Source organism: Nicoliella sp. ESL1113 (assembly GCF_058509245.1).
In genome coordinates this window covers 53,845-79,872 of record NZ_CP196388.1, presented here as the reverse complement: position 1 = coordinate 79,872, position 26,028 = coordinate 53,845, and the positions used below count along the sequence as shown (strand labels likewise).

Annotated in this window: 28 protein-coding genes, 2 riboswitches and 1 other annotated feature; of the genes, 24 read left to right on the top strand and 4 right to left on the bottom strand. The window is 40.2% G+C overall.

Translation table 11 applies throughout. The features are described from left to right. The first annotated feature begins 185 nt into the window (after positions 1 to 185). From ACSYTJ_RS07250 to ACSYTJ_RS07220, 7 genes are all read left to right on the top strand, one after another. On the top strand, positions 186 to 1,061 hold the full coding sequence (locus ACSYTJ_RS07250) for a homoserine O-acetyltransferase/O-succinyltransferase family protein (RefSeq protein WP_491720202.1): 876 nt from the start codon (positions 186 to 188) through the stop codon (positions 1,059 to 1,061). Next, complete coding sequence (locus tag ACSYTJ_RS07245) at positions 1,036 to 2,316, top strand: O-acetylhomoserine aminocarboxypropyltransferase/cysteine synthase family protein (RefSeq protein WP_491720201.1); 1,281 nt, start codon at positions 1,036 to 1,038, stop codon at positions 2,314 to 2,316. The genes ACSYTJ_RS07250 and ACSYTJ_RS07245 overlap by 26 nt, the downstream gene beginning before the upstream one ends. A 30-nt stretch (positions 2,317 to 2,346) precedes the next feature. Further along, entirely contained in the window at positions 2,347 to 3,495 is a 1,149-nt protein-coding gene (locus tag ACSYTJ_RS07240) for an aminotransferase class I/II-fold pyridoxal phosphate-dependent enzyme (RefSeq protein ID WP_491720200.1), read from the top strand. Beyond that, positions 3,485 to 4,642, top strand: a complete 1,158-nt coding sequence (locus ACSYTJ_RS07235; RefSeq protein ID WP_491720199.1) for an aminotransferase class V-fold PLP-dependent enzyme — start codon at positions 3,485 to 3,487, stop codon at positions 4,640 to 4,642. Before ACSYTJ_RS07240 ends, ACSYTJ_RS07235 begins: the two co-directional genes overlap by 11 nt. Before the next feature lie 148 nt (positions 4,643 to 4,790). Further along, entirely contained in the window at positions 4,791 to 5,150 is a 360-nt protein-coding gene (locus ACSYTJ_RS07230) for a cupredoxin domain-containing protein (protein WP_491720198.1), read from the top strand. Positions 5,151 to 5,164: 14 nt separating this feature from the next. Beyond that, positions 5,165 to 5,437, top strand: a complete 273-nt coding sequence (locus ACSYTJ_RS07225) for a cupredoxin domain-containing protein (protein WP_491717323.1) — start codon at positions 5,165 to 5,167, stop codon at positions 5,435 to 5,437. Further along, positions 5,437 to 7,368, top strand: coding sequence for a copper-translocating P-type ATPase (locus ACSYTJ_RS07220; protein WP_491720197.1), 1,932 nt, complete (start codon positions 5,437 to 5,439; stop codon positions 7,366 to 7,368). The genes ACSYTJ_RS07225 and ACSYTJ_RS07220 overlap by 1 nt, the downstream gene beginning before the upstream one ends. A 51-nt stretch (positions 7,369 to 7,419) precedes the next feature. On the opposite strand, the gene budA is transcribed toward ACSYTJ_RS07220, so the two are convergent. Next, positions 7,420 to 8,136 carry an acetolactate decarboxylase gene (gene budA / locus ACSYTJ_RS07215; protein WP_491720196.1) on the bottom strand — a complete coding sequence of 239 codons (717 nt, stop codon included), beginning with the start codon at positions 8,134 to 8,136 and terminating at the stop codon, positions 7,420 to 7,422. Between the two features lie 106 nt (positions 8,137 to 8,242). Between budA and ACSYTJ_RS07210 the strand changes: the two genes are divergently transcribed. Further along, positions 8,243 to 8,824: a TetR/AcrR family transcriptional regulator gene (locus ACSYTJ_RS07210; RefSeq protein WP_491717326.1), complete on the top strand. Its 582-nt coding sequence runs from the start codon at positions 8,243 to 8,245 to the stop codon at positions 8,822 to 8,824. Between the two features lie 53 nt (positions 8,825 to 8,877). Here ACSYTJ_RS07210 and ACSYTJ_RS07205 read toward each other — a convergent pair whose 3' ends face one another. Beyond that, the gene (locus ACSYTJ_RS07205; protein WP_491717327.1) at positions 8,878 to 9,828 is read right to left on the bottom strand and encodes an alpha/beta hydrolase; all 951 of its coding nucleotides are present in this window, start codon (positions 9,826 to 9,828) and stop codon (positions 8,878 to 8,880) included. An 89-nt stretch (positions 9,829 to 9,917) separates the two neighbouring features. Here ACSYTJ_RS07205 and ACSYTJ_RS07200 point away from each other — a divergent pair, with 89 nt between their 5' ends. Further along, positions 9,918 to 10,490 (top strand): TetR/AcrR family transcriptional regulator, encoded by a 573-nt coding sequence (locus ACSYTJ_RS07200; protein ID WP_491717328.1) that lies wholly within the window; start codon positions 9,918 to 9,920, stop codon positions 10,488 to 10,490. Positions 10,491 to 10,533: 43 nt separating this feature from the next. Here ACSYTJ_RS07200 and ACSYTJ_RS07195 read toward each other — a convergent pair whose 3' ends face one another. Next, positions 10,534 to 11,892 (bottom strand): glutamate--cysteine ligase, encoded by a 1,359-nt coding sequence (locus ACSYTJ_RS07195; RefSeq protein WP_491717329.1) that lies wholly within the window; start codon positions 11,890 to 11,892, stop codon positions 10,534 to 10,536. Between the two features lie 203 nt (positions 11,893 to 12,095). Further along, complete coding sequence (locus ACSYTJ_RS07190; RefSeq protein WP_491717330.1) at positions 12,096 to 13,454, bottom strand: glutamate--cysteine ligase; 1,359 nt, start codon at positions 13,452 to 13,454, stop codon at positions 12,096 to 12,098. A 157-nt stretch (positions 13,455 to 13,611) separates the two neighbouring features. Between ACSYTJ_RS07190 and hisJ the strand changes: the two genes are divergently transcribed. The 15 genes from hisJ to ACSYTJ_RS07115 all read left to right on the top strand — a co-directional run bounded on the left by hisJ (position 13,612) and on the right by ACSYTJ_RS07115 (position 26,023). Then, positions 13,612 to 14,466, top strand: a complete 855-nt coding sequence (gene hisJ / locus ACSYTJ_RS07185; RefSeq protein WP_491717331.1) for a histidinol-phosphatase HisJ — start codon at positions 13,612 to 13,614, stop codon at positions 14,464 to 14,466. Positions 14,467 to 14,509: 43 nt separating this feature from the next. Next, positions 14,510 to 14,741, top strand: a binding site (T-box leader). Between the two features lie 65 nt (positions 14,742 to 14,806). Beyond that, positions 14,807 to 15,961, top strand: coding sequence for an ATP phosphoribosyltransferase regulatory subunit (locus tag ACSYTJ_RS07180; RefSeq protein WP_491720195.1), 1,155 nt, complete (start codon positions 14,807 to 14,809; stop codon positions 15,959 to 15,961). Next, positions 15,955 to 16,599: an ATP phosphoribosyltransferase gene (gene hisG, locus ACSYTJ_RS07175; protein ID WP_491717333.1), complete on the top strand. Its 645-nt coding sequence runs from the start codon at positions 15,955 to 15,957 to the stop codon at positions 16,597 to 16,599. The genes ACSYTJ_RS07180 and hisG overlap by 7 nt, the downstream gene beginning before the upstream one ends. Next, on the top strand, positions 16,586 to 17,863 hold the full coding sequence (gene hisD / locus ACSYTJ_RS07170; protein WP_491720194.1) for a histidinol dehydrogenase: 1,278 nt from the start codon (positions 16,586 to 16,588) through the stop codon (positions 17,861 to 17,863). Before hisG ends, hisD begins: the two co-directional genes overlap by 14 nt. A gap of 12 nt (positions 17,864 to 17,875) precedes the next feature. Continuing rightward, the gene (gene hisB / locus ACSYTJ_RS07165; RefSeq protein ID WP_491717335.1) at positions 17,876 to 18,460 is read left to right on the top strand and encodes an imidazoleglycerol-phosphate dehydratase HisB; all 585 of its coding nucleotides are present in this window, start codon (positions 17,876 to 17,878) and stop codon (positions 18,458 to 18,460) included. After that, entirely contained in the window at positions 18,460 to 19,071 is a 612-nt protein-coding gene (gene hisH / locus ACSYTJ_RS07160; RefSeq protein ID WP_491717336.1) for an imidazole glycerol phosphate synthase subunit HisH, read from the top strand. Before hisB ends, hisH begins: the two co-directional genes overlap by 1 nt. Continuing rightward, positions 19,068 to 19,787 (top strand): 1-(5-phosphoribosyl)-5-[(5-phosphoribosylamino)methylideneamino]imidazole-4-carboxamide isomerase, encoded by a 720-nt coding sequence (hisA, locus tag ACSYTJ_RS07155; protein ID WP_491720193.1) that lies wholly within the window; start codon positions 19,068 to 19,070, stop codon positions 19,785 to 19,787. The genes hisH and hisA overlap by 4 nt, the downstream gene beginning before the upstream one ends. Further along, complete coding sequence (gene hisF / locus ACSYTJ_RS07150; protein WP_491720192.1) at positions 19,781 to 20,542, top strand: imidazole glycerol phosphate synthase subunit HisF; 762 nt, start codon at positions 19,781 to 19,783, stop codon at positions 20,540 to 20,542. Before hisA ends, hisF begins: the two co-directional genes overlap by 7 nt. Continuing rightward, the gene (gene hisI, locus ACSYTJ_RS07145; protein WP_491717339.1) at positions 20,539 to 20,877 is read left to right on the top strand and encodes a phosphoribosyl-AMP cyclohydrolase; all 339 of its coding nucleotides are present in this window, start codon (positions 20,539 to 20,541) and stop codon (positions 20,875 to 20,877) included. Before hisF ends, hisI begins: the two co-directional genes overlap by 4 nt. Then, on the top strand, positions 20,870 to 21,196 hold the full coding sequence (gene hisE / locus ACSYTJ_RS07140) for a phosphoribosyl-ATP diphosphatase (RefSeq protein WP_491717340.1): 327 nt from the start codon (positions 20,870 to 20,872) through the stop codon (positions 21,194 to 21,196). The genes hisI and hisE overlap by 8 nt, the downstream gene beginning before the upstream one ends. A 16-nt stretch (positions 21,197 to 21,212) precedes the next feature. Continuing rightward, complete coding sequence (hisC, locus tag ACSYTJ_RS07135; RefSeq protein WP_491720191.1) at positions 21,213 to 22,280, top strand: histidinol-phosphate transaminase; 1,068 nt, start codon at positions 21,213 to 21,215, stop codon at positions 22,278 to 22,280. Positions 22,281 to 22,531: 251 nt separating this feature from the next. Next, positions 22,532 to 23,926, top strand: a complete 1,395-nt coding sequence (locus tag ACSYTJ_RS07130; protein WP_491717342.1) for an amino acid permease — start codon at positions 22,532 to 22,534, stop codon at positions 23,924 to 23,926. Between the two features lie 147 nt (positions 23,927 to 24,073). Continuing rightward, positions 24,074 to 24,167, top strand: a riboswitch (TPP riboswitch). Positions 24,168 to 24,248: 81 nt separating this feature from the next. Beyond that, a riboswitch (TPP riboswitch) is annotated at positions 24,249 to 24,343 on the top strand. A 48-nt stretch (positions 24,344 to 24,391) separates the two neighbouring features. Continuing rightward, on the top strand, positions 24,392 to 24,589 hold the full coding sequence (gene thiS / locus ACSYTJ_RS07125; protein ID WP_491717343.1) for a sulfur carrier protein ThiS: 198 nt from the start codon (positions 24,392 to 24,394) through the stop codon (positions 24,587 to 24,589). A 2-nt stretch (positions 24,590 to 24,591) separates the two neighbouring features. Further along, positions 24,592 to 25,254, top strand: a complete 663-nt coding sequence (gene thiF, locus ACSYTJ_RS07120; RefSeq protein WP_491720190.1) for a sulfur carrier protein ThiS adenylyltransferase ThiF — start codon at positions 24,592 to 24,594, stop codon at positions 25,252 to 25,254. A gap of 1 nt (position 25,255) precedes the next feature. After that, a complete protein-coding gene (locus tag ACSYTJ_RS07115) occupies positions 25,256 to 26,023 on the top strand; it encodes a thiazole synthase (RefSeq protein WP_491717345.1) in 768 nt (255 codons plus the stop codon). Positions 26,024 to 26,028: the final 5 nt, after the last annotated feature.

Genomic DNA, 26,028 nt, shown 5'->3' with positions numbered 1-26,028 from the left:
GCCATTTACGACTTAACACCCGTTAAAGTGTTGAAGGATAGCTACTACAGTGTCCGGAGATGATTAGTCAATATGACTAGTTAATATAGGGTGGTACCGCGTACTACATAGAGCGCCCCTAGAGTTTGAAATTAATTTTTCGAATTCTAGGGGTGCTTTTTTTATTTGAAAGGGAGGAAATCGCAATGGCAGTTAACGTTAAGAATGAATTTTTAAAAAATGATCATGAATGGAACAATCAAAAATTAGATCAACCATTGAAAGTATTGATTTTAAATTTAATGCCGACCAAAAAAACAACTGAATGGCAATTTTTGAATATCCTGAATTCATTGAAACAAGATATTGAAGTAACTTTCTTGTACCCACGGACCCATCATTTTAAGACGGTTGATCAAGGACAGGTTGCCAAGTGTTATTGTAGTCTGCAGCAGGTTTGTAATAACTACTACGATGGATTGATTGTTACTGGAGCCCCCGTTGAACAGATTAACTTTGAAGATGTTGATTACTGGGAAGAATTTTTAGAAATCAAGCGTTGGGCATCTAAACATGTTCAGCAAACCATTAACGAATGCTGGGCTTGTCAGGCTGCGTTGTACTCCGATTTTGGAATTCCAAAGATTGAACTAAAGCAAAAGTTATTTGGAATCTATCAAGCTAGTAGCATTGATGATAAATGTAGATTGTGTAATAACTTAGTTCGATTCATAAATCCCCAATCAAGACATTCTCAATCAGTGATCGACCGCAATGCACTCCCAGCAGGATTGACCATTGCTGCTGATAATCGCTTCACTGGCCCATTGATTTTGCATTCCGATGAAAAAAGGCAAACGTATTTAAGCGGCCACCCTGAATATAGCTTAGATACCTTGGATGCAGAATACCATCGGGACCTAGCAAAACATTCAGCGATCGATGCACCAGCAAATTATTATGATCGGGTTCACCAGATCAATAACACTTGGCAAAATAGCAGTATCCAACTATATCAAAACTGGATTGATTTAATTGAAAGCGAGGAATTAGAATATGACAGAAAAAAAATTGCACTTTGAAACGCTTCAGGTTCATGCAGGACAAGTGGTAGATCAAGAAACAGGAGCTAGAGCAGTTCCAATTTACCAAACCACTTCATTTGTATTCAAGGATGCCAAACAAGCAGCCGATCGATTTGGCTTGAAAGAACCAGGAAACATTTATACGCGGCTTACCAACCCTACGACCGACGTAGTTGATAAAAGAGTGGCCGCCCTTGAAAATGGAACGTCAGGGGTTACCCTAGCAACTGGTTCCGCAGCCATTACAGCTGCAATTTTAAATATTGCGGGGCAAGGCGATGAAATCGTCTCTGCCAGTACCCTTTATGGTGGCACCTATGATTTATTTGCGGTCACCCTTCCTAAGCTAGGTATTACGACGCACTTTGTAGATCCAGATGATCCAGAAAACTTCGCTAAGGCAATTACCCCTAAAACAAAGGCGGTTTACGTGGAAAGTATTGGTAACCCCAATATTAATTTAGTCGATTTTGAAGCAATTGCCAAAATTGCCCATGATAATAAGATTTTATTCATTGTTGATAATACCTTTGGTACCCCATACTTGGTTCAACCATTAGAACATGGTGCTGACGTGGTCGTACACTCTGCGACTAAATTCATTGGTGGCCATGGAACGACAATGGGTGGAGTTATCGTTGAAAATGGTAAGTTTGATTACAAAGCGAGTGGTAAGTACCCTGGATTCACCGAACCCAATGATCAATATAACGGCTTAGTATTTGCTGATTTAAAGGGTGCGGCATTCACCACCAAGGTGCGCGCAGAAACATTGCGGGACCTCGGGGCAACGATTAGTCCTTTCAACTCTTTCTTGTTATTACAAGGGCTAGAATCATTATCATTGCGGGTCCAAAGACACGTTGAGAACACCGAAAAAGTGGTGGACTTCTTAGCCCATCATCCAAAGGTCGCTTGGATCAAGTATCCAGCCCTAAAGGATAGTAAGTACCACAAGCTTGCTGAAAAGTACTTTCCTAAGGGTGTTGGTTCAATCTTTACGATCGGCTTGACCGGTGGTGAAAAAGCAGGAAAGGAATTAATTAGTCACCTTCAGTTATTCTCCCTATTGGCGAATGTGGCTGATGCAAAGTCATTGATTATTCATCCCGCTTCAACTACGCATGCACAGTTGAATGATGAACAACTCAAAGCAGCTGGGGTGACTCCAGATCTAATTCGGATTTCAATTGGAATTGAAAATGCAGATGATCTAATCGCAGATTTGAAGCAGGCTTTAGATAAGGTTTAATACTAAAACGTTTGAAAGGTAAGTGATTTTATGTGTAGTGATTGTAAATGGCAAAAGAAGATTGATACGATTTTGGCGCAAGCGGGCAACCGCATTGATAACGTGACGGGTTCGATTTCGATGCCCCTTTATTTTTCCACTGCGTATCGGCATGCGGGTTTGGGTAAATCAACTGGATACGATTATTCCAGAATGACCGAACCAACTCGTGACGTATTAGAAAATGTCTTGGCACAGTTAGAAAATGGCTGTAAGGCCTATGCGGTTTCATCAGGAATGGCTGCGATTCAACTAGTTTTTACCCAGTTCAATACTGGCGATCACATCGTCGTTTCAGATGATCTATATGGTGGTTCATTTAGGTTTTTTGATCTATTGACGAAACACTATCATCTTCGCTTTAGTAAGTGGGATGGCCATGACTATCAAGAATTAGACCGCCTATTACAAGATGACGCAAAGGCAGTCTGGATTGAAACGCCTTCCAATCCGACGATGAAGGTCATTAATATTGAAGAGGTTGCCAGTCACGCCCATGAAGTCAATGCCCAATTGATCGTTGATAATACATTCTTTACCCCTTTGATTCAACAACCGTTGAACCTTGGAGCTGACATTGTCGTTCACAGTGCTACTAAATACTTATCTGGACATAATGATTTACTTGCCGGAGTAGTAATTTGTAAGTCAGAAGCAACTGCAGAAGTAATTGGTCAGAATTTAATTACAATTGGATCGAACTTAGCACCATTTGATTCATGGTTACTAATTCGGAGTTTGAAAACGCTTCCTCTGCGGTTACACAAACAAGAGGAAAATGCGCAAGCAATTGTAGCTGATTTGAATAATTCCGATTTAGTAGAATCAGTTCGCTACCCAGGACGTGGTGGAATGGTGAGCGTATATGTTAAACCTGAAGTCGACGTTGATCAATTCTTACAGAATTTGACGGTCATCTCCTTTGCAGAAAGTTTGGGTGGAACTGAAAGTCTTGTAACCGTCCCTGCGATTCAGACCCATGCCAATCTTAGTCCCGAAGTACGTGCAGCAGCTGGCATTACTGATAATCTTTTACGGATTTCATGTGGAATCGAAGCCAGTGAAGATTTGATTCATGACTTGAACCATTCTTTAGCCGTTGCTGCTAAGCAAACGGAGGTGAATCTAGATGGCAAATAAACAGTTTTCTGATTGGACCAAGGTTATTAAAAGCACTACTAAACCAGATCCAGAAACTGGTGCAATTAACCCACCAATTCAATTATCATCCACTTTTGAGCAACGGGATTTCGATCATTTTGGAAAGTGGGACTACTCCAGAAGTGGTAACCCGACCCGCGATGTTTTAGAAGCAAGTATCGCCAGTCTAGAAAACGGCACGCGTGGCTTTGCTTTTGCTACGGGGATGGCGGCCATTTCAACGGCCCTATTGACCTTGAACCAAGGTGATCACATTATCTTAACCAAGAATGTGTACGGGGGGACGTTTCGCCTCGTCACTCAAGTGTTAGTCAAGTATGGAATTGAATACACGTTTGTTGATCTGGGCGATGAAGATGCATTAAAGAATGCTTTTCAGCCCAACACAAAGGTTGTTTACATTGAAACACCATCGAACCCAACGCTGCAGGTAACCAATATTTCAGATGTGGCTAAAATTGCTCATGAACACGACGCACTTGCATTTGTAGACAACACATTCATGACACCGATTTTACAAAAACCACTCGATTTGGGGGCTGACTTAGTATTGCATAGTGGCACTAAGTTCTTAGCGGGGCATAGTGATATCTTAGCCGGTTTGATCGTCACTAAGGACGAACAACTAGGCGCACAAGTTTACTTTTTGCAAAATGCAATGGGTGCCACCCTCGGAATCTCTGATTGTTGGTTATTGCTGCGGGGCATTAAAACCCTTGCCGTAAGAATGGAAAAGGAATCTGCAAATGCACTTGAACTAGCAAAGTGGTTAGAAGAACAGCCACTAGTTACCAAGGTGAATTATCCTGGCCTCCCATCATCACCAGAACACCAAGTTCAACTATCCCAAGCTGTTTCGGGTGGAGCGGTGCTTTCCTTTGATATTGGCAGTGAAGATAATGTCCGAAAGTTAGTTGACCTAATTAAAATTCCAGTCTTCTCAGTTTCATTAGGTGCGGTCGAATCCATCATTTCATACCCACCGAAGATGTCCCATGCCGAAATGAGTCCGGCCGAACGGCATGCGCGGGGCATCACTGATGGTTTGTTACGATACTCAGTTGGTCTTGAATCAGTTGCGGACCTAAAGGCAGACCTGAAGCAAGCTTTTGACCAAATTAAATAGCATCAGAAAATGTTGGATCAATAATGGTCCAACATTTTTTTGTGGTTATTGTTGACAAATGTAAACAACAGCGCTAGGATATAAGCATAGTTAAGTTTACACATGTAAACAAGAGTTGAAAGGAGTGGTTCGCAAAGTGGTTAAATTAATGGTACTAATAATTGGTTTATTATTAATTGGATTCATTTTATGGTGGTACTTTGGCCCCCATGCTCAAGATAGTGAAACTTCAGCAGTGGTTGATAACCATCAAACCGTTGACATTGAAGTGAACGGCGGGTATTCTCCCGAGACGGTCGAGCTTCAAGTTGGAATCCCAGCGACCCTCAATTTTACCCGCAAGGACGCATCGGGATGTTTAGACCACGTTGTTTTCAATGATTTTGGGATTAACCAAGCGTTACCCAAAAATCAGACCGAATCAATTAATATCGACACCAGCAAGCCGGGCACTTATCAGTGGGCCTGTGGGATGGATATGTTTCATGGCAAAGTAGTTGTTAAATAATGGAGGTAAATGATATGAGTGAAAAAGAACAAGTTGTAACAGTTGTTGTTGATGGTGGCTACCAACCAGCCGTTGTAAATTTAAAGCAGGGCGTGCCAGCCAAGCTTAGTTTTGTGCGGAATAGTGATCAGGGCTGTTTAGATACTGTTCAGTCCAGTGATTTAGGATTTAAGTCCGAACTACCATTAAATGAACCACAAACATTCGATGTAAATACTGATCAAACTGGTGAATTTGATTTTAGCTGTGGAATGAACATGGTCCACGGAAAGGTAGTGGTTAAATAATGACTACCATGCAGCGGTTTTACATTTCGTTGCTCTTATCGTTGCCGATGCTAATTCAAATGATCTTGATGCCGCTAGATGGGTGGATGTTACCAGGTGGCGATGTGACTGAATTGCTGTTAACAACGGTGATCATGCTAGTTGCTACTAGACCATTTTTGCAAAGTGCTTTGGCATCGTTCAAAAAACATCACTCTAATATGGATACGCTGGTGGCAATCGGAACCGCGACTGCGTACCTATTTAGTATTTATGCGATGTTAAACCACCAGCCAGTGTTCTTTGAAACGGCCGCATTCGTAACGACCTTTATTTTATTAGGACAGGGATTAGAAACGCGGATGCGCAAGGGCGCTTCAAAGGCGATCGAGCAGTTGCTGAACTTACAGGCAAAGGATGCAATGGTCCTACGAAATGGCCGATTTCAAAAACGCCCCGTTTCAGAGGTCGCGAAGGGTGATATCATCAAGGTCAGACCTGGTGAAAAAATTGCTGTCGATGGGGTTATTTTAAAGGGTGCTTCTTCGATCGATGAATCAATGGTGACTGGTGAAAGCATCCCCGTTGAAAAACACGTTGGCGATCCAGTGATTGGGGCAACGATCAACAATAATGGGACTTTGGAGTTCCGTGCTGAAAAAGTGGGGAGCGAAACGATGTTATCTCAAATCGTGGAACTAGTTAAAAAGGCCCAAAATAGTCATGCACCAATTCAAAATTTGACCGATCGAGTTTCTGACTTTTTTGTTCCAATCGTATTAATCGTTGCAATCATCACGTTTTTAGTATGGTTCGTTTTATTAAACGCTCCAGTTGCTCAGGCCTTGGTCTTTGCTGTCTCAGTCGTAGTGATCGCATGTCCATGTGCACTTGGGTTAGCCACCCCAACCGCATTGATGGTGGGAACTGGTCGTGGTGCTCAAATGGGTATCTTGATTAAAAATGGGGAAGTTTTGGAAGCCGTTGATGGCATCCAAACGGTTGTCTTTGATAAAACCGGTACGATTACCAAGGGGAAACCCCAAGTTGTTGATGTCATTGGTGATCAAGAACGGGTGCTTCAGATCGCTGCTAGTTTAGAGCATGATTCAGAACATCCTCTCGCCAGTGCGGTGGTCAAATACGCTAAGCAATTAAATGTCAATCTTGTTTCAGTAAAAAACTTCACTTCGATTAGCGGTCAAGGTGTTCGTGCCGATCTGAACGGCCAATCATTCACGGTTGGTAAAATTGGTGCTTTATCAATTAGTGACGATTTACAGCAGAGTGCAGATGAACTACAAAAAGCTGCCAAGACCGTTGTATACGTTGGGGATGCACATAAGGTGCTCGGTTTGATTGGTATTCAAGACACCCCAAAGGATGGTGCCAAGCAGGCAATTGCTGCTTTAAAGAAACAGGGGTTGCAAACAGTGATGTTAACTGGAGATAACCAACAAGTGGCTGATGTGATCGGCCAACAAGTCGGAATTGACCGTATCATCGCTAATGTGTTGCCTGATGAAAAGGCAAAGGCTGTTCAAAAGCTTCAACAAGCACGCAAGGTGGCCTTTGTTGGCGATGGCATTAATGATGCACCGGCATTGTCAACTGCTGATGTTGGAATTGCAATGGGGTCTGGAACTGATATTGCAATTGAATCTGGCGGCATCGTATTGATGAAAAATGATTTGCAAGATGTTAGTCGGGCGTTAACGTTAAGTCATAAAACGTTTAATCGGATTAAACTGAACCTCTTTTGGGCCTTTATTTACAATGTATTGGGGATTCCAATTGCAGCCGGGATGTTTTATTTTATCGGCCTAACCCTTAGTCCAGAAATTGCCGGGATGGCAATGGCGCTAAGTTCAATTTCAGTGGTATTTAGTTCGTTACTGTTGAAATGGGAACGAGTGGGTAACGATAAACAATTGAGTCCGAATATGAAATAATAAAAAGGGATTTTGCTGACCGAATGGGTCAGATCAAAATCCCTTTTTGGTTTATTCTTTTTCGGCTTTGTTGATGGCTGCTTCAATATCGTCATTTGAAAAGTCATGAGTCCGATAATCCTCATTATCATTGGGGAGCTCTAAATTTAAATTATTAAATTCCTGGGTGCCAAGAACACCACTAAATCCTTTGAAATTCATCAGATGGCCGCCCAACTTGAAATCATCTGAGATGAAGTGGGCGTGAAAACCAGGCACGACAAGCTTGCTAAATGCATCTGGATAGTAATAAGCAATTAATGTGCCATAGATTGTTTCTGCTTCAAATATCTTTTCACTTTCAGCTGTTTTAACTAACGAAGGGTAAGGCTTCTTTTGTTTGAATACGGAGCGGACTTTAACGTAATCGAAACGACCATGTAATTTGGCAGAAAACATTAAATTTCGATATTGATGGTTACTAAATATGTGATCACCGAGGGCATTATAATTAGAGATTTGAACGTTATTTTCAATTTGGTAATTAGCAAAGTGGGCGTTGGCAAATGGAACGCTAAATTGATCGTTCACAATTTCAACGTTCCCATCGCCATGAATCAGGAATGGTTGACCGTTGTTAATGACTAATTCACCATCTAATCCCGCGCCACTTCCGATTCCTGTATCACCATGCTTTAATAAATCGCCAATCGTTAACGTTCCATCAAATAAGCCTGGGACGATTAATGCCCCAGTCCCGTGTTGGAAAAGGATTTCTTTGTTCATCATCGTAATTCCTCCTTATTATTGATATGATATATATTAATGTAATTTTGATTTGATAAAATGAACAAAATTGGGGAAATGTTCATTTTTATGAAGGAGGGCCGTTTTGATGGGGGAATATAATAAACGGAATCGAACAATTCAAAGCATAGTTGACTGGACAATTACACTTGCAGATGCAAAGGGGTTAGCAAAAATAACGGTTAACGAGATCGTAAATAATGTGGGCATCAAACGGGGCACTTTTTATCGTTATTTTAATGATAAATATGATGTGATCACGCGCGTGGAAGCGCATATTTTAGACCAGGTCGCTCAATGCCAAATGGATATTGTTAATATGGATATTCATTCGATTCGGAAGCGATTGGCAGATGGCTTGTTGCTTGGTCAGATCATTGATATATTCGATCAACACCGCAAAACGATTCATTTTTTATTAAGTGATCATGGTGATATTCATTTTATTAATAAATTGGAACTTTTTTTTAATACCATGAATTATAAAACAATTAGTAAGCTTAATTTTACCCTGAATGAAAAGCAAAAAAAAATTATTGCCGTCTATTTAACGGGGACCCTAGTCAACCTATTAAAATTACACTTAGCTGATTCACGAAACTATTCGCGGAACGATATTTTAAAGGCGAGCTATGATTTAATTCGACTGAATTTACTGAACAAATTGTAGTAAAAAAGCGAGTAGCAGGGAATTAACTTGCTAACTCGCTTTTTACTAACTAATTATTTAACGTATTTAGCCAAAAATTTGCGAATTGTTTCCTCGTATAGTTGTTTATTATGTTGGAAAGACTGCGCATGGGCAGCGCCCTTAACGATTAATAGTTCTTTGGGCCCCTTGGTGGCTCGATAGAGGGGGTAGACCATTTTAGTGGGCACAAAATGATCATTGCTACCATGAATGAATAACATTGGTTTATGGTTTTTAGCAACTTGTTTCAAGGCATTGCCATCCTCATAGAAAAAGCCGTTTTTGACCTTGTTGATCAGACTAACCATCGGTTCGATTGGATAAAATGGAATTAGGGGGAGATGGTATAGTTGTTTGGCTTCATATCTTAATTCATTATGAATGCTATCATATCCACAGTCTTCAATAAATGCTTTGACTTGGTGGGGAACATTCGGTTGGCCACTGGTCATCATAGTCGTTGCTCCACCCATACTGACACCAAACATGATGATTTTAGAACTTTGGCCATTGTACTTAATGACCTTATTGATCCATTTAATGTAATCAAGGCGATCAGGCCATCCATACCCGACATAGTTACCCTGACTATCACCTTGCCCACGGTCATCTGGAATTAAAACGTTATAGCCGAGTTGATGAAAAAGGGCGCCATAAACCCCCATTTCATCCTTATTCCCCATATAACCATGGGCAATTACTGCAGTTTGATTAGTCTTGGTGGCTGCTGGAATGTAGTATGCGTCTAACTTCAGATGCCCGGTGGCTGATTCTTGATACCAACGCTGTTTATGCGCTTTTAAGAACCATTGCTGATTGCTGTACAGTGGGTTTTTGCTGGTGATCTGATTATTAGATAAAAATGATTTATGACTAGGGACCGATACGACGGTGTACAGATAGACACTAGCAGCACATAAAATAATGAATATGATTCCGAGGAGGATACTAATTATAATTGTAATTTTGCGTTTGAGACTCATTAACTAACAGGCTTTCTATAAATTTTATTTTTATTTTAGCATTATAATTAGATCATACACAATTTTAATTAACGGGGTGGATATGGGATATGGAATTAACTGGTCATGAAGACTTACGGATTCAAAGAACGATCAACAGCATTCATGATGCTTTTAAAACATTAATTTGTGAAAAAGATTATGCCAAAATCACCGTCAAGGAACTGGCAGAACGGGCGCAAATTAATAAAAAAACTTTTTATCGTTATTATCCAACTTTAGATGCACTATTGGCTGAAATTCAATCTGAGTATTCAAGAGGCTACTTAGCATTGACCAAAGATTATCAATATCCACTTGATTTAGCGAAAAGTATTCAAACGTTTTTTGAGTATTCAGTCAACCAAGATCAAGCATATGAAAAGATTACAATCAGTACTAACATCCCATACGTCGGGATTCGCCAGGAAATGATTGATGAAGTAATGGGTAAGACTTGGGGGCAGTCACAGCAGTTTCAAAACTTATCCGAATGGCAACAAAAGATGGTCACTTCATTTATTCAACAAACCGGCCTCAATGTTTATCGGGAATGGATCAATAATGGGAAGCAGATATCAATGTCTGATGCTATTGATACTTCGGTGAAGTTGATTGAAGGTGGGATTGCCAATTTTCTATAAAAAAACGCCCCGAGGTGAACTGATTTCATCTAGGGGCGTTTGATTATGATTTAAATGAATTTCTAAATAGATATTTCTTTAATTCATCGGCGGTGGGTTGTTTAGTAGTATCAAAACCATCGAAGGGTCTTAACGCTACTAACGCACTTCTTTGATACTTGATGCCTAGTGAAACAGCATAATCAACTAATGAACCATCCTTCATATGCTCAAGGAGCTGAGCACTTGGTGTTAGCTTTGGATATCTAATCCTGAGTTCCATTTCTTGAATCACTTCTGTATATTCTGGGCCTGCTTGAAGTTGGTCAACGAATAATTTTAAGCGTTCAATAAATGAAATGGCCTGAACTTGATGGGCAAAGTGATTTGGATCTTCGCTTGCGACCTCGTCGTTTAAGTGATTCGCCTTGTCTAAGGCCGAATTCACTGCAGACTGCTTCAAAGGTGGATTCATAATAAAGTAACTAGCCATTAGTCGAATGAAACGAATCGTATTGGTCTTGATTCCAATTGCACTACTAGGGTCTAAGTCGAGCATTCGTAGTTCGAGATACTGAATTCCAGTATTTTTCAAATCATCCAGATCCTTGCCACCTCTAAACCGAATTGGGCCCTGACCTTCTGATGCTCTAATCATTAGCTTATGTTTAACAGCATCATGAATTGATTTAATGTATTTATCAATACTGGTGTAGTCAACCAAAAATTTGGCTCCGTATCCGTAACGGTGACTTTGCCGAAGGCTTCGAATTGGATGGTCTGGCCCCTTATCTTCGTCATAGTAGTTCTTTTCGGCAATTGGACTAGCACCAAATAGGTATGTAATTAGCCATCTATATCTTACAAAACCTTGTCCTAATCGCATGTATAAATAATCCTTTACATCTTGATCAGTTTCAAATGTATCGCTCATTTTAGAACGAATCAATTTAATGACATGGTCGTGAATACTTAAATTAATATGTGCTCCACATGGTAACGCTTGGGCCATCCCGTGATGTAACTTAACCCAGTTAACTAAAAAGTCATGTTTTTCTTGGGTCGAATCTGCTAATAAATCATTACTTTTATTTTTGGGCATGATTGGTGGCATTGATAACGGCCATAAGATTTCACCGGGGGCTAACGCATTCCTTAACGCATTATTGATGCGGTATAAATAGTGCATCGCATCTAACGGACTGTTAGCAGGTGGGGTCACGACTTCGGACATTGCGACGAGAAAGTCTTCAGTGATCCATGGATTACTATGGGCATCACCGATCGTATCTGGATATGGTTCGGAACTTAGGTGGCCGGTTTCATCCGCCCGATCCATTTCAATTTCCAAGCCCATCCTAAAATCAGAGGTTCTTGCAACCGCCTCATTTTCAAAAATAACATTACCAATCTTACTAAACATTGGCATCCCTCCTTGAGATTTTCACTAAATTCATTATTAGAATTCGGTTAGAACATTATAAATCTTTTAGACAAATATGTAAAGGACGATTTAAATATCAAATACTAATATTAAATTTATTAATGGATAAACGACTAATATTATTTAATTGCAAACTAAAAGAGCCATAAATGAATTGGTTTTCATTTATGCCCCTGCTCTTACTAAGATTTAAACGAACTCCGAAATAGGTATTTCTTTAATTCTTCAGCAGTTGGCTGCTTAGTATCATCAAAACCATCAAATGGCCTTAACGCCATTAACGCACTTTTTTGATACTTAATCCCTAGCTCAACTGCATAATCAACTAATGAATTGTTTTTAATGTGTTTAATTAGTTGCGCGCTTGGGGTCAATTCAGGATAGCGAATCCGTAACTCCATTTTTTTAATAACCTCGTTAAATTCAGGTCCAGCTTGAATCTGATCAACGAATAGTTTTAAGCGTTGAATAAATGAAATCGCTTGCTTTTGGTGAGCGAACTGATTGGGATGTTCACTAGCCACTTCGTCATTTAACTGGTTGGATTGTGCGAGGGTTTCATTAACCGCTGATTGCTTTAATGGTGGATTCATTATAAAATAACTTGCCATTATCCGAACGAATCGAATCGTGTCGGTCTGGATACCAATCTCACTGTCAGGATCTAAATCCAACATTCGCAATTCGAGATACTGAATTCCCGTGTTTCTTAAATCCGCAAGGTCTTTGCCACCCCTGAACCGAATGGGTCCTTGGCCTTCTGAATCCCTAATCATGAGTTTATTTTTAACGGCATCTTGAATTGATTGAATGTATTTATCGATGCTGGTGTAATCGACCAAAAATTTAGCTCCATAACCATACCGTTGACTTTGGCGGAGGCTACGGATGGGATGATCTGGTCCCACGTCTTCATCGTAGTAGTTTTGCTCAGCGATGGGACTGGCCCCAAATAAGTATGTAAGTAACCAACGGTATCGAACGAATCCCTGCCCTAATCGCATATATAAGTAATCTTTTACTTCTTGTTTGTTATTGAACTTGTCGCTCATTTGGGCTTGGATTAAATCAATAATATGGTCATTGATACTTAAATTAATGTGAGCACCGCAGGGTAAGAACTTCGCCATTCCATGATGGAGTTTAACCAACTTAATTAAAAATTCGTGTTTTTCTGTAGTGGAATCCGCCAACATATCATTGGTTTTATTTTTAGGCATAATCGGTGGCATTGACAACGGCCAAAGGATTTCACCAGGGGCGAGTGCATTCCGCAATGCATTATTGATCCGATATAGGTAATGCATTGCATCGATGGGGCTATCGGCTGATGGTGTTACCACTTCGGACATGGCAACCAAAAAGTCCTCTGTAATCCAGGGGTTACTATGGGCATCGCCAATCGTATCTGGGTATGGTTCAGAGCTGAGGTGACCATCTTCATCTGCTCGATCCATTTCAATTTCGATCCCCATTCTAAAGTCAGAGATTCTTGCAACAGCTTCATTTTGAAAAATAATATTACCGATTTTACTAAACATTGGGCATTCCTCCTCGATAGTTTGCTCTTGATGTTTGCATAGTCAAGTTAAGAAATTATAAATCTTTTATAACAATATGTAAAGTTCACTCTAATAATTTTCTCATTTAATTTCATTTGATTAAATGGTATGATTAAACTAAAATGGAGTGATTTTAATGCTTAAAGTTGATGGACACACCCACACGGAATTATGTCCGCATGGCAGCGGTGAAGCGACTCGCAAAATGATTGAACGTGCAATTGAACTTGGTTTTAGCGAATATCATATTACTGAGCACGCTCCAATGCCTGAACATTTTGACCGAGTCTATGGAGGATTGCCAGATAATATTGCTACTGAAGGTCTAAATAATGACCAGGTTGATGATTATTTGAAACTAGCGGTGGAGCTGCAAAATGAGTATCAATCTCAAATTAAAATCAGTGTTGGATTTGAAATTGAATATTTAAGTGGCTTTGAAGCTGAAACGAAGCACTTTATTGAACAGTACGAACCAGTGACCCAAAATAATATTTTATCAGTCCACTATTTACAAGCGGATGATGGTCAATACTGGGGCATTGATTATGCTCCTGAAGAATTAATTGATGGCTTTAACGTTGATCTTAAGCACCCCCAAAAGTTATACCAAAGATACTTAAATACGGTCTTAGATAGCGCCAGTGTTAATTGGGAACATCAAAAACCACTTGAATTGGGACACATTAGTTTAATTAAAAAGTATCAAGATTATTTTAATTTACCAGAATTGTTTGATGATGATAATTTAAAAATTGTTGATCAAATCATAGCTCAAATGCAAAAGCATAATTTGAGTTTAGATTATAATTCAGCGGGACTTTATAAAAAATTTTGTAATGATTTTTATCCTGGTGAACAGATTTTAAATCGGGCATTGAATGCTCAATTACCAATTGTCTTTGGCTCTGACGCCCATAGTATCGATGAAGTTGGCCATGGCTGGCACATGATGAATAATTTTTTAAAAAAGCTTGACATCTTAGATTGATTAGAATATTATTAGTTCAACATCATTTGAGTCTAATTTAAATATAATAGTTCTGATTCGGAGAGTAGTAAGTTATGCTTGAACGAGAGAGTCCCGCTGAAGTTGTGAAGGGACCAAGCTGATTTATGAACCACACCGATGAACTGGGTTGCTGAACTTAAAGTAAGCAATTTCGGGACCACTCGTTATCAGGGTTGAAGTTATTCTTCAACTTGAGAGATGCTTTGTGAGAAGCATCTGAACATGAGGTGGAACCACGCGATAGCGTCCTCTTTATCCAGATTGGATAAGGAGGACGCTTTTTTATTAGCTCAAATGATTATTAAAGGAGGTAGTTAACATGAATCGTATTAAGTTGCCAACTGGGCTGCGTGATGAATTTGGTGAGGTTGCTGAAAGAAAAGATATCGTAACAGCTTGGATCTTAAAGCAATTTCGTCAACGCGGTTATACCAGAATCAACACGCCGATAGTTGAAAAACGTGACTTATTTAATGATTTTACAAGTGCTAATCCACCGTATCGGGTCTTTGATCCCGCCGGTGATGACCTGGTTTTAAGACCAGATCTGACCTTGCCGGTGGCACGCTTTTTATCAAATATGAACTTATCGCTCCCACGGAAATTATATTATGTGGGAACTAAGTTTGAAATTTCCCCAGAACTATCTGGTGGACAGAATGAACAAACGCAATTAGGAATTGAATTAATTGGATATCGAACGATTAAGGCCGAAATGGAGGAGGTGATCATAATGCATCAATTGAGTCAACACTTTTTACATCAACATCAATTAACAATTGAATTAGGACATGCTAGATTGGTAGATCAAGTTTTAGATTCACTTCATCTTGATCATCAATTGCATCGTCAATTGGCGCAAGCGCTATATCATAAGAATTTTCCAGCGTATAAAGCATTGCTGGAAAAGGTTGGTGCATGTGATGAACTTCCCTTCCTAAAGAAATGGCCACGATTATTTGGAACGATTGCAGAACTTCAGCAAATGCTGGAAGCAGTCAAGATTCCAAAAGCTGCCAGGCCGCTAGTCGATGAATTAATCACACTTGCTCGATTTGCAAGTAGTTTACCGAACCAAAAGGTAATTATCGACTTAAGCAGCGCGGTTCCGCAAAAATATTATACTGGAATCATTTTTAAGGGATATACAGCCCGTTCAAATACTTATGTTATCAGTGGTGGTCGTTATGATCGACTTCTGGCTAACTTTCAAGCTAAAACTGAACCGGCCGTTGGATTGGGAATTAACATTGATGCATTAGCCAAAATTGCAGATGTAGAATCGCAAATTCAGCGACCGGTTTTTGTATACGCAAAATTAGCAGAAATGAGCCAAGTGGCACCATTGATTGAGGCTAACCCGAACTATTCACTAGCTCCATTCGATAGCCAAGAAGAGGCTCAAGAACAGGCAAAGTTAGCTGGAGTAAAGCTATTGATTTGGAAATCAGGAGAGGGGTTAGTTGAATGTTAAGAATTGCATTAACGAAGGGGCGAGTTGAAGAGAAATTAATTCCGCTACTAGAGAAATGTGGGATTGATTGCGAACCACTAGTTAATAAGAAACGCAAGCTAATCATTAACTTAGCAGATCGTTACCAATTTATTTTGGTTAAGGGTGAGGATGTTTGTACCTACCTGCGAACTGGAACGGTTGATCTAGGAGTGGTTGGTAGTGATATTTTGGCTGAACAGGATGCTTTGAATCAAGTTGATGAGTTATTGGATCTTGGGACGGGACGTTGTCAATTCATCGTTGCTTCTAAGCAAGATTTTAATTGGAACCAATCGAAACGCAAGGTGATTGGAACTAAGTATCCAAGAATCGCCCGCCGCTATTTTAATGAAAAGGGTGAAGATGTTGAAATTATTAAAATTTCAGGATCAGTTGAATTAGCACCATTGACCGGGCTAGCAGATGCGATTGTCGATCTAACGGAAACTGGGACTACGCTGCGGGTTAATCACCTAGTCGTACATGACTGGTTAGATGTAATTACGAGTCGATTGGTGGCCAATCCGGTGGCATTAAAACAAAAACGGACGGAAATCTTTGAATTAGTTGATAAATTAAGTGAAATCGTAGGAGTGAATGAATATGAAAATATATAAAGAATCATTAGCAGAAATGAAAAAAATTGTTGATAACTACACTAGTCAAACGATTGATTTAGAAATTGAAAAAACGGTCAGCGAAATCATCGCCAACGTTGCTCAAAATGGTGATGAAGCGCTTCGCGATTATGAAAGAAAATTCGATAACGTTAACTTAGCTGACTTTTCAATTCCTAAGTTTCAATTAGATCAGGCTCTTGAAAACATTGATGATGATTTAAGAGAAGCGTTAGAGCTTGCCAAGCGCAACATTACTAGTTTTCACAAACAAGAAATTGAAAATAGTTTTGTGGACGTTAGTACCCCTGGGATTATGCGGGGTGAAAAAATTACTCCCATGGCAAGCGTTGGACTATATGTTCCAGGCGGGACAGCCGCTTACCCTTCAACGATTATGATGTGCGGGATTCCAGCCAAATTAGCAGGAGTTAAAAGGGTGGTCATGGTTACACCACCACAACCAAATGGTGTCAATCCAGCCGTCTTAGCAGCAGCAAAATTAGCCGGAGTCGATGAAGTTTACCAAATCGGTGGTGCTCAAGCGATTGCAGCATTAGCGTATGGGACTGATAGTATTCAAGCAGTTGATAAGATTATGGGGCCAGGGAATATTTTCGTAGCGACTGCTAAAAAGCAAGTCTTTGGCAAGGTCGCTATCGATATGGTGGCAGGACCTTCTGAAATTGGGATATTAGCTGATGACAGTGCGATCGCATCAGAAGTGGCAGCTGATTTGTTATCGCAAGCCGAACACGATAAGAGAGCTCGGCCAATGTTGATCACCGATAGCGAAGCATTAGCTACCGCCGTTTCCAAGGAAGTCGATCAACAACTAGTTACGCTGCCTAGAAAAGAAATTGCCGAAGCAGCGGTTTCTGATCGTGGTTTTATCGCCGTGATGGATAATGTGAATGAGATGTTCGAACTAATGAACACAGTCGCTCCAGAACACTTGGAAGTCCAACTAAAGAACCCTACGCAATACCTAGGGTTGATTCAAAATGCTGGGTCAGTCTTTTTGGGTCGATATGCTAGTGAACCGCTTGGTGATTACGTTGCAGGTCCTAATCATGTCTTGCCAACCGGTGGGACTGCACGGTTTGCTTCTCCACTTGGGGTTTATGATTTTGTTAAGCGGACCCAATTTGTACAATTCGATAAACCAAGTTTGCAAGCAGATGTTCCAGCAATCGCTAAGTTAGCAAGAACCGAAGGGCTTGAAGCCCACGCTAGAGCCGTTGAATCACGGTTTAAGAAATAGGGGGAGATTTAGATGCGGAAAGCTGAAATTACTAGAAAAACCAATGAAACTGATATAACAGTGAAACTAAACTTAGATGAACAAAGTGGCATTGAAATTGATACTGGAGTTGGCTTTTTCGATCACATGTTGCAATTATTCGCAAAGCACGGGCGATTCGGATTGGTAGTCAAAGCCCGTGGCGATCTTCAAGTCGATGCTCACCACACGGTAGAAGACGTTGGAATCGCCATTGGAGAATGTTTGACGCAGGCGCTTGGAAATAAGGAACAAATCGAACGCTACGGTGATGCATTCGTTCCAATGGATGAAACACTGGCTCAGGTAGTGATTGATTTGAGTGGCCGTTCATACTTAGTATTTGATGCTGAATTGACTAATCCACGGTTAGGGATCTTTGAAACGGAGGTTACCGAAGACTTTTTCCAAGCCTTAGCATTCAACGGCCAATTTAACTTACACGCTCGGGTGTTGTACGGTCGTAATACCCACCACAAGATCGAAGCATTGTTCAAGGCTACGGGTCGTGCATTAAGAAAGGCTGTTACCATCAATCCAGAAATTAAGGGTGTGAACTCAACCAAGGGGGTCATTTGATGATTGCAATTATCGATTATAACGCTGGAAATGTTTATAACGTTTTAAAGGCCTGTAAAAAACTAGGCATTGAGGCGCAGTTGACTGCAGATCCAGAAACGATTCAAAATGCAGATGCAGTCTTATTCCCAGGCGTTGGTGCATTTAAGGATGCTATGGATACCCTTAATGAACGTGGGTTAGTCGATGTCATTAAGCAAACCGTTGCTAACGGCACCCCATTTTTAGGGATTTGTCTCGGGATGCAATTATTGTTTGATTCATCAACTGAATTTGGCAATACTGCAGGTTTAGGACTGATCACTGGTAAGATTGAAAAAATTCCCAATGATAATGGCAATCGAATCGTTCCACATTCTGGTTGGAACCAAAATCAAGTCAAGCGTGATTCAATTTTTAATGGAGTGCAAGGGCAATATACTTATTTTACTCATTCATATTACGCAGTTTGTGATCCGCAATTTATTATCTCCAGTGTGGACTACGGGGTTGAAATTCCGGCAATTGTCAATCGTGATAATATCTATGGTTTTCAATTTCATCCCGAAAAAAGCGGGCAAGTTGGTTTAACGCTTTTAAAAACATTCTTCGAACAGGCGGTGGTCAAATGATTTATCCAGCAATTGACTTGAGGGCGGGTAGCAGCATTAGACTGTACCAAGGTAACTATCAAAAGCCAACCCTCGTGAACGCAGATCCAATCGACCAAGCAAAATCGATTCGCACCAGTGGAATTCAAAATTTACACTTGGTTGACTTGGATGGGGCAAAGAATGGATTACCGACCAACGTTGAATTAGCAAAGCAAATTGCGGCCATCATTGATGGACAAACTGAAATTGGCGGTGGAATTAGAAATGAAGCCACAATTGAGATGTATTTGGCAAATGGGCTTTCACGGGTAATCTTGGGTTCGGTAGCATTAAAGGATCCAGCATTTACCACTGCCATGATTCAAAAATACGGTAGTGAACACATTACGATTGGTGTTGATGGGGCCAACGGAATGGTTGCTACCGAAGGTTGGGTAGAGCAATCGAACGTTAAAATGGCTACCTTGATCAATAAGATGGCATCCGTTGGGGCGAATCGGTTTATCATTACCGACACCAAAACTGATGGGACGTTAAGTGGCCCCAATCTAGACTTATTAGGAAGTTTAAAACACCAATTTCCAGAATTAACGCTCGTTGCCTCTGGTGGCATTAGAGACCTTTCAGACGTGATTAAACTAAAGTCGATTGGAATTGACGATGTCATTATTGGTCAGGCAATCGCAGATCATAAGGTAACGCTAAAAGAAGTTGCGGAGGCGAATAAATGTTAGCAAAACGAATTATTCCATGTTTGGACATTGCAAATGGACGGGTCAAAAAGGGGGTTAACTTTGTTAACTTAAAAGATGTTGGTGACCCCGTTGCAATTGCAGCAACCTATGAGCAACAGGGAGCTGATGAATTAGTGTTCTTAGACATTACGGCAACTAATGAGAAGCGCAAAACAATGGTCGATGTAGTAGCTGATGTATCTCAACAAGTTTTTATGCCATTGACGGTCGGTGGTGGGATTAGTTCGATTTCAGATATGGAATCGTTATTACACGCCGGAGCTGATAAAATTTCAATTAACTCATCTGCAATTGCCAATCCGAATTTAATAACCGAAGGGGCGAAACGATTTGGTAGTCAAGCAATTGTGGTGGCCATTGACGTGAAATGGGATGCAGCAGCTCAAAAGTATGTTGTTTATACCCATGGTGGGACTAAAAATACTAAAATTTCAGCAACTGAATGGGCGCAATTAGCGGTTGCTAAGGGAGCTGGAGAATTGTTGATCACTAGTATGGATCAAGATGGAACTAAGGACGGATTTGATGAAAAACTATACCAGCAGATTGGTCAATTAGTGGATGTACCGATCATTGCTTCTGGTGGTGCGGGCCGAGGATCTGATTTTGTTGATTTATTTAAGAATACCAAGGTCACAGGCGCGCTAGCCGCATCTGTTTTTCACTATCAAATTCTTTCGATTCCAGAAGTCAAACAACAATTAAAAGATGAGGGGGTCTCCGTTAGAATATGAAACCAGACTTTAGTAAGCTATCTGGACTATTGACCACCGTTGTGATTGATTCGAACACTAAACAAGTATTAATGGTCGCTTGGATGAATCCAGAAAGTTATCAGCGAACGATCGAAAGCGGTGAGACGTGGTTTTGGTCACGTTCGCGAAATGAATTATGGCATAAGGGTGAAACGAGTGGAAATACACAGCGGGTAACTAAAATGGAACTGGATTGCGATGGCGATACCCTATTAGTATCCGTTGTGCCGAATGGGCCAGCTTGTCATACTGGTCATGTAAGTTGTTTTTTTAACCCAGTTGAATTTAAAAAAGGAGTCGATAATAATGGATAAACAAAACTTAGAAGAATTATATGAAATGGTCAAGAAGCGGAAAGCAGAACCAATCGAAGGTTCATATACTGATTATTTATTCACCAAGGGTTTGGACAAGATCCTTAAAAAAGTTGGTGAAGAAACAACGGAAGTCATCGTTGCCGCCAAAAATAAGGATCCTAAGGAATTACAATATGAAACTGCTGATATGCTATACCACTTAATGGTGCTATTGGTAGAATCTGGTGTGTCTTTTGATCAAATTAAGACCGAACTTGGTTCTCGAGTGGGGAAAATGAGTCAATACAAAGATCGGGCCCCAATTAAAAAGTTATAGAATGGAGTGATTTCCAATGAAGAGTGCAGTTAAAGGGCTAGAAAACTACGTCCCCCCAGTTGCGATTGAGCAACTTAAGAAAAAGTACGGATTAAATCGAATTGTCCGTTTATCAGCAAATGAAAATCCGTATGGGACTTCTCCACAGGTTGCTAAGGCAGTCACTTCTGCAGTTCCACAGTCGGAAAACTATTATCCTGATAGTAATTGTACGGAGCTACGCAACTTAATCGCTAACAAGTTAAAGGTTCCTAGCCAAAATATTGTTTTTGGTTGTGGATTGGATGAAATAATCTCAATGGTTTCGCGCATTTTTTTGAATGCTGGCGATGAGGTAATTGTTTCAGAACCCACTTTTTCTGAGTATCAAATCAATGCTGAAATCGAAGGCGCTAAGACGATCAAGGTTGCAGTGAATGCTGATGGTCAAAATGATCTTCCTGCATTTTTGAGCCAAATTAATGCAAATACGAGCTTAGTGTGGCTCTGTAATCCTAATAACCCGACTGGGGGCTATAATTCAGTCGAATCGATCCGCCAGTTTATGTTAAAAGTGCCTAAGGATGTCTTGGTGCTCATTGATGAAGCATACATTGAATACGTAACCAGTGCTAAGGATTCTTCAGCCGTTCCATTATTAAAAGAGTTCGATAATTTAGCGGTGATGCGGACTTTTTCAAAAGCTTATGGTTTAGCTAGCTATCGGGTTGGCTATATCATTATGGACGCTAAACGCGCGGGGTATATGCAAGCGGTCCGCCTACCGTATAACCTCAATACGCTTTCCCAAGTTGCCGCAGTTGCTGCGCTTAGCGATCCTGAATTTGTTCAACGAACGGTAAATAATAATAAGACTGAACGTGATGGATGGGAACAATTTTTAAAGCAAGCTAATTTAAAATACTATCCATCGCAAGCCAATTTTATTTACTTTCAAAGTGCTGATGCCGATAAAGTCGCAAATGAATTACTCCAAAAGGGCTACCAAGTTCGTGTTGGTCAACAACCAAATTGGATCCGAATTACAATTGGGCGACAAGATGATAATAAAGCGATTCAGGACATTATTAAAAGCTCCTTATAATGTTATCAATAATTACATGTATAATAGTCAGCTGATTTTGAATAAATAACCTCTTTGTCACGATAAAAAAGCATAAAAACCAATTTTTTGAAAAAAGCTTTGCTTTTCGAAATAAATATGGTAGAATAAATTAAAATTAAATGAGAAAAAGCTAATTTGGTTTTAATGTTATGTGAATCAACGGGACGTCACGTAACTTTTTATTACATTTATTTTGGGTAAATACAAAATTGGTAAAGGATGTGTTGATCATGGCTAACTCAAACATTAGAGAAAATCCAGATGGAACTTACCGTTCATTGAGTAACCGACATGTGCAAATGATTGCAATTGGTGGCACGATTGGAACTGGGCTATTCTTAGGATCAGGGACGACGATTTCTAAAACGGGACCATCCATTTTGATCGTATACTTAGTCTTAGGATTGTTCTTCTTCTTGATGATGCGTGCAATTGGAGAAATGTTTTATTCAGATCCATCGCACCACACGTTTGTATCATTTATTACTAAGTATTTAGGACCTGCTGCAGGTCGATTCACAGGTTGGACCTACTGGATCGGGTTGGTGTTTGTCTGTATGGCTGAAGTAACTGCGGTGGCCACTTATGTACAATTCTGGTTTCCTAATCTGCCAGCATGGTTGATTGAAGTCGTCTTTTTGGCTGTTCTTTGTGGCTTAAACCTAGTGGCTGCGCGTCTGTTTGGTGAAACCGAATTCTGGTTCGCAATGATCAAAATTATCGCAATCGTTGCTTTGATCGTTACCGGGATTTTTATGATCTTTAGGCACAGCGCAACGCCACTTGGTCATGCATCACTCGCTAACATTACTAATAATTTGACATTATTCCCCCACGGTTCATTTAACTTTATTTCTGCGTTTCCAATGGTATTCTTCGCCTTTCAAGGAATTGAATTCGTAAGTATCACGATTGGTGAAGCAAAGAATCCACGGCACGTGATCAAGAAGGCAGTTAATGAAACCTTACTTCGCATCTTACTATTCTACATTGGTGCATTGGTGGTAATTATGGGAATTATTCCATGGACTTCACTTTCACCAGATAAAAGTCCATTCGTTCAAGTTTTCCAATTGGTTGGAATTCCAGCTGCTGCAGCTGTGATCAACTTTGTGGTTCTAACTTCTGCTGCTTCGGCATTAAATAGCTGTATCTTCTCAGCTGGTCGTCACTTTTACCAACTAGCGACTGAAGCAAAGGAAGGCAGCTTCATGAAGGAAAAGTTTGGTAAAATCTCTAATTCTGGGGTTCCGGCAGCTGCCATTTTACTATCAGCTAGTTTGGCATTGATCACTCCAATTATGAGCCTTAGTGCAGCGACTGGAGCAGTCTTTACAATCGTAACTGGTGCATCTAGTGATATGTATATCTTGGTATACGCATTAACAATGCTTGCACATCGGAAATATCGTCAATCAAGTGATTATATTGAAAATGGGTTTAAAATGCCTTGGTACAATGTTACCAGTCCGCTCACCATCGCTTTCTTTTTGGTAATCTTCGCTAGTTTATTCTTCATTCCCGATGATGTTGTAGGTGCCATTGCTGCAATTGTATGGGCAGTTGGATTTGGTGGATATGTATTGATTAGCCAAAGAAAATCAGAAGCAAGTATAAATGGATAATATTAAAAAATATCTTATTATCGATCGATAATAAGATATTTTTTTGTTGCTAGCTTTTTATCAAATTGTCCTTGGCTTAAAATTTTATTATTGACAAATTTTTCACCTTAATGTTAATATAAGATTGTTCAAAATTAAATATTTATCACATTGTATCTGGGGTGCCAAGCAATTGGCTGAGATTATACCCATTGAACCTGATTTGGTTAATACCAGCGAAGGGAGATGCAGTTCTTTTATCGCTGATTAATTATCGAATAATTAGGACGGTTCTCCTGGGTTTTACTAGGGGAACCGTTTTTTATTTACAATTGTGATGATAATTTAAACACTGGGGTGCCAAGTAATTGGCTGAGATTATACTCATTGAACCTGATGTAGTTGATACTACCGAAGGAAGGGGTTTAATCTTAACTAGTGCGTTAAAAAACCTCCTTTCTTGGGTCTAGAAAGGAGGTTTTTACTTTGGTAACCATTAATGGAAAGCCAGTGGAAGCATTGGCGGGAAAACCGCTATCATTCTTATTGGCTCAATATGCTCAGCATCAAGATAACGTTGTTGTCGAATTAAACGGATCAATCGTCCATCGCAATGAAATCGATGGAATTACTTTAAATCCAAATGATCACGTTGAATTAATTTCTTTCGTAGGAGGTGGTTAGCAATGACGGTTCAAATTGATGGAATCAGTGTTGAAGATTTTTTTATGCAGATGAAGGATCGTAATGTTGATAACTCGTATCAGGCCCTAAAGAATGCACACGTTACGATTGCAGGTTCAGGCGGGTTAGGATCTAACATTGCAATTGCATTGGTGCGTTCTGGTGTAGGCCATTTGACCCTAATCGATTTTGACGATGTGGAATTAAGCAACTTGAACCGCCAACAGTTCAAGTTCAGTCAAATTGGGATGCCAAAGGTCACTGCATTAAAGCAAAATTTATTAGAATTTAATCCCTTTATTAAAGTGGATGCGATTAAAACAAAGGTCAGTGCTGAAAATATTGAGCAACTCTTTGCTGACTGTGACATTATTTGTGAAGCTTTTGATAACCCTGCTGCCAAGGCGATTCTACTCGATGGGGCGACCAGTGCTTTTCCAGATAAACCATTAGTAATGGGCAACGGATTAGCGGGGGTCCATGGTGCAAATCAAATTCAAACCAAACAACAATCCCCAAACGTCTACATTAGTGGTGATGGTCAGACGAGTGGATCAGAGGGATTGATGGCACCACGGGTAATTATTTGTGCCGGTCATCAAGCAAACGCAATTTTAAGATTACTCATGCAACTACCAGTGGTTGAAAATAAGGAGGAAATTTAACATGGCAATTAAAGACGATTTAGTAATTAACGGACACCATTTTACATCACGGTTTATCTTAGGTTCAGGTAAATATTCATACGACCTAATTGATGCTGCAGTTCATAATGCCAAGGCTGAAATTATCACAATGGCATTGCGGAGAACCGAAGCAGCAGCCGAAAATATCTTAAACTTTATTCCAGAAAATGTCACTATCTTACCGAATACATCTGGTTGTAAAAATGCTGAAGAAGCAATTCGGATGGCTCGAATCGCGCGCGAATTAAGCGGCAGTGATTTCATTAAGCTAGAAGTGATTCCAGACAAAAAATACTTAATGCCCGATAATGCAGAGACGATCAAGGCGACTTCCATTTTAGCTGATGAAGGTTTTACCGTAATGCCATACTTCTTACCAGATTTAATCACTGCAAAGCGGTTAGTTGAAGCTGGAGCATCAGCGGTGATGCCATTAGGCGCACCGATTGGGACTAACCGCGGCTTAGCCACTAAGGACCTAATTCAAATTTTGGTCAACGAAATCGAAGTACCAGTGATTGTTGATGCCGGAATTGGACGGCCTAGTCAAGCTGCTGAAGCCATGGAAATGGGAATTGATGCCGTAATGGCGAATACTTCAATGGCAACTGCTGGCGACATCCCATTAATGTCAGAAGCATTTAAGCTAGCGGTTGAAGCTGGGCGCAAAGCATACCTTGCTAAGCCAGGACGGGTAGTTAATAGTGGTGCGGTTGCTTCTTCACCACTTCTTGGGGTTAGTAAGTAGGCACT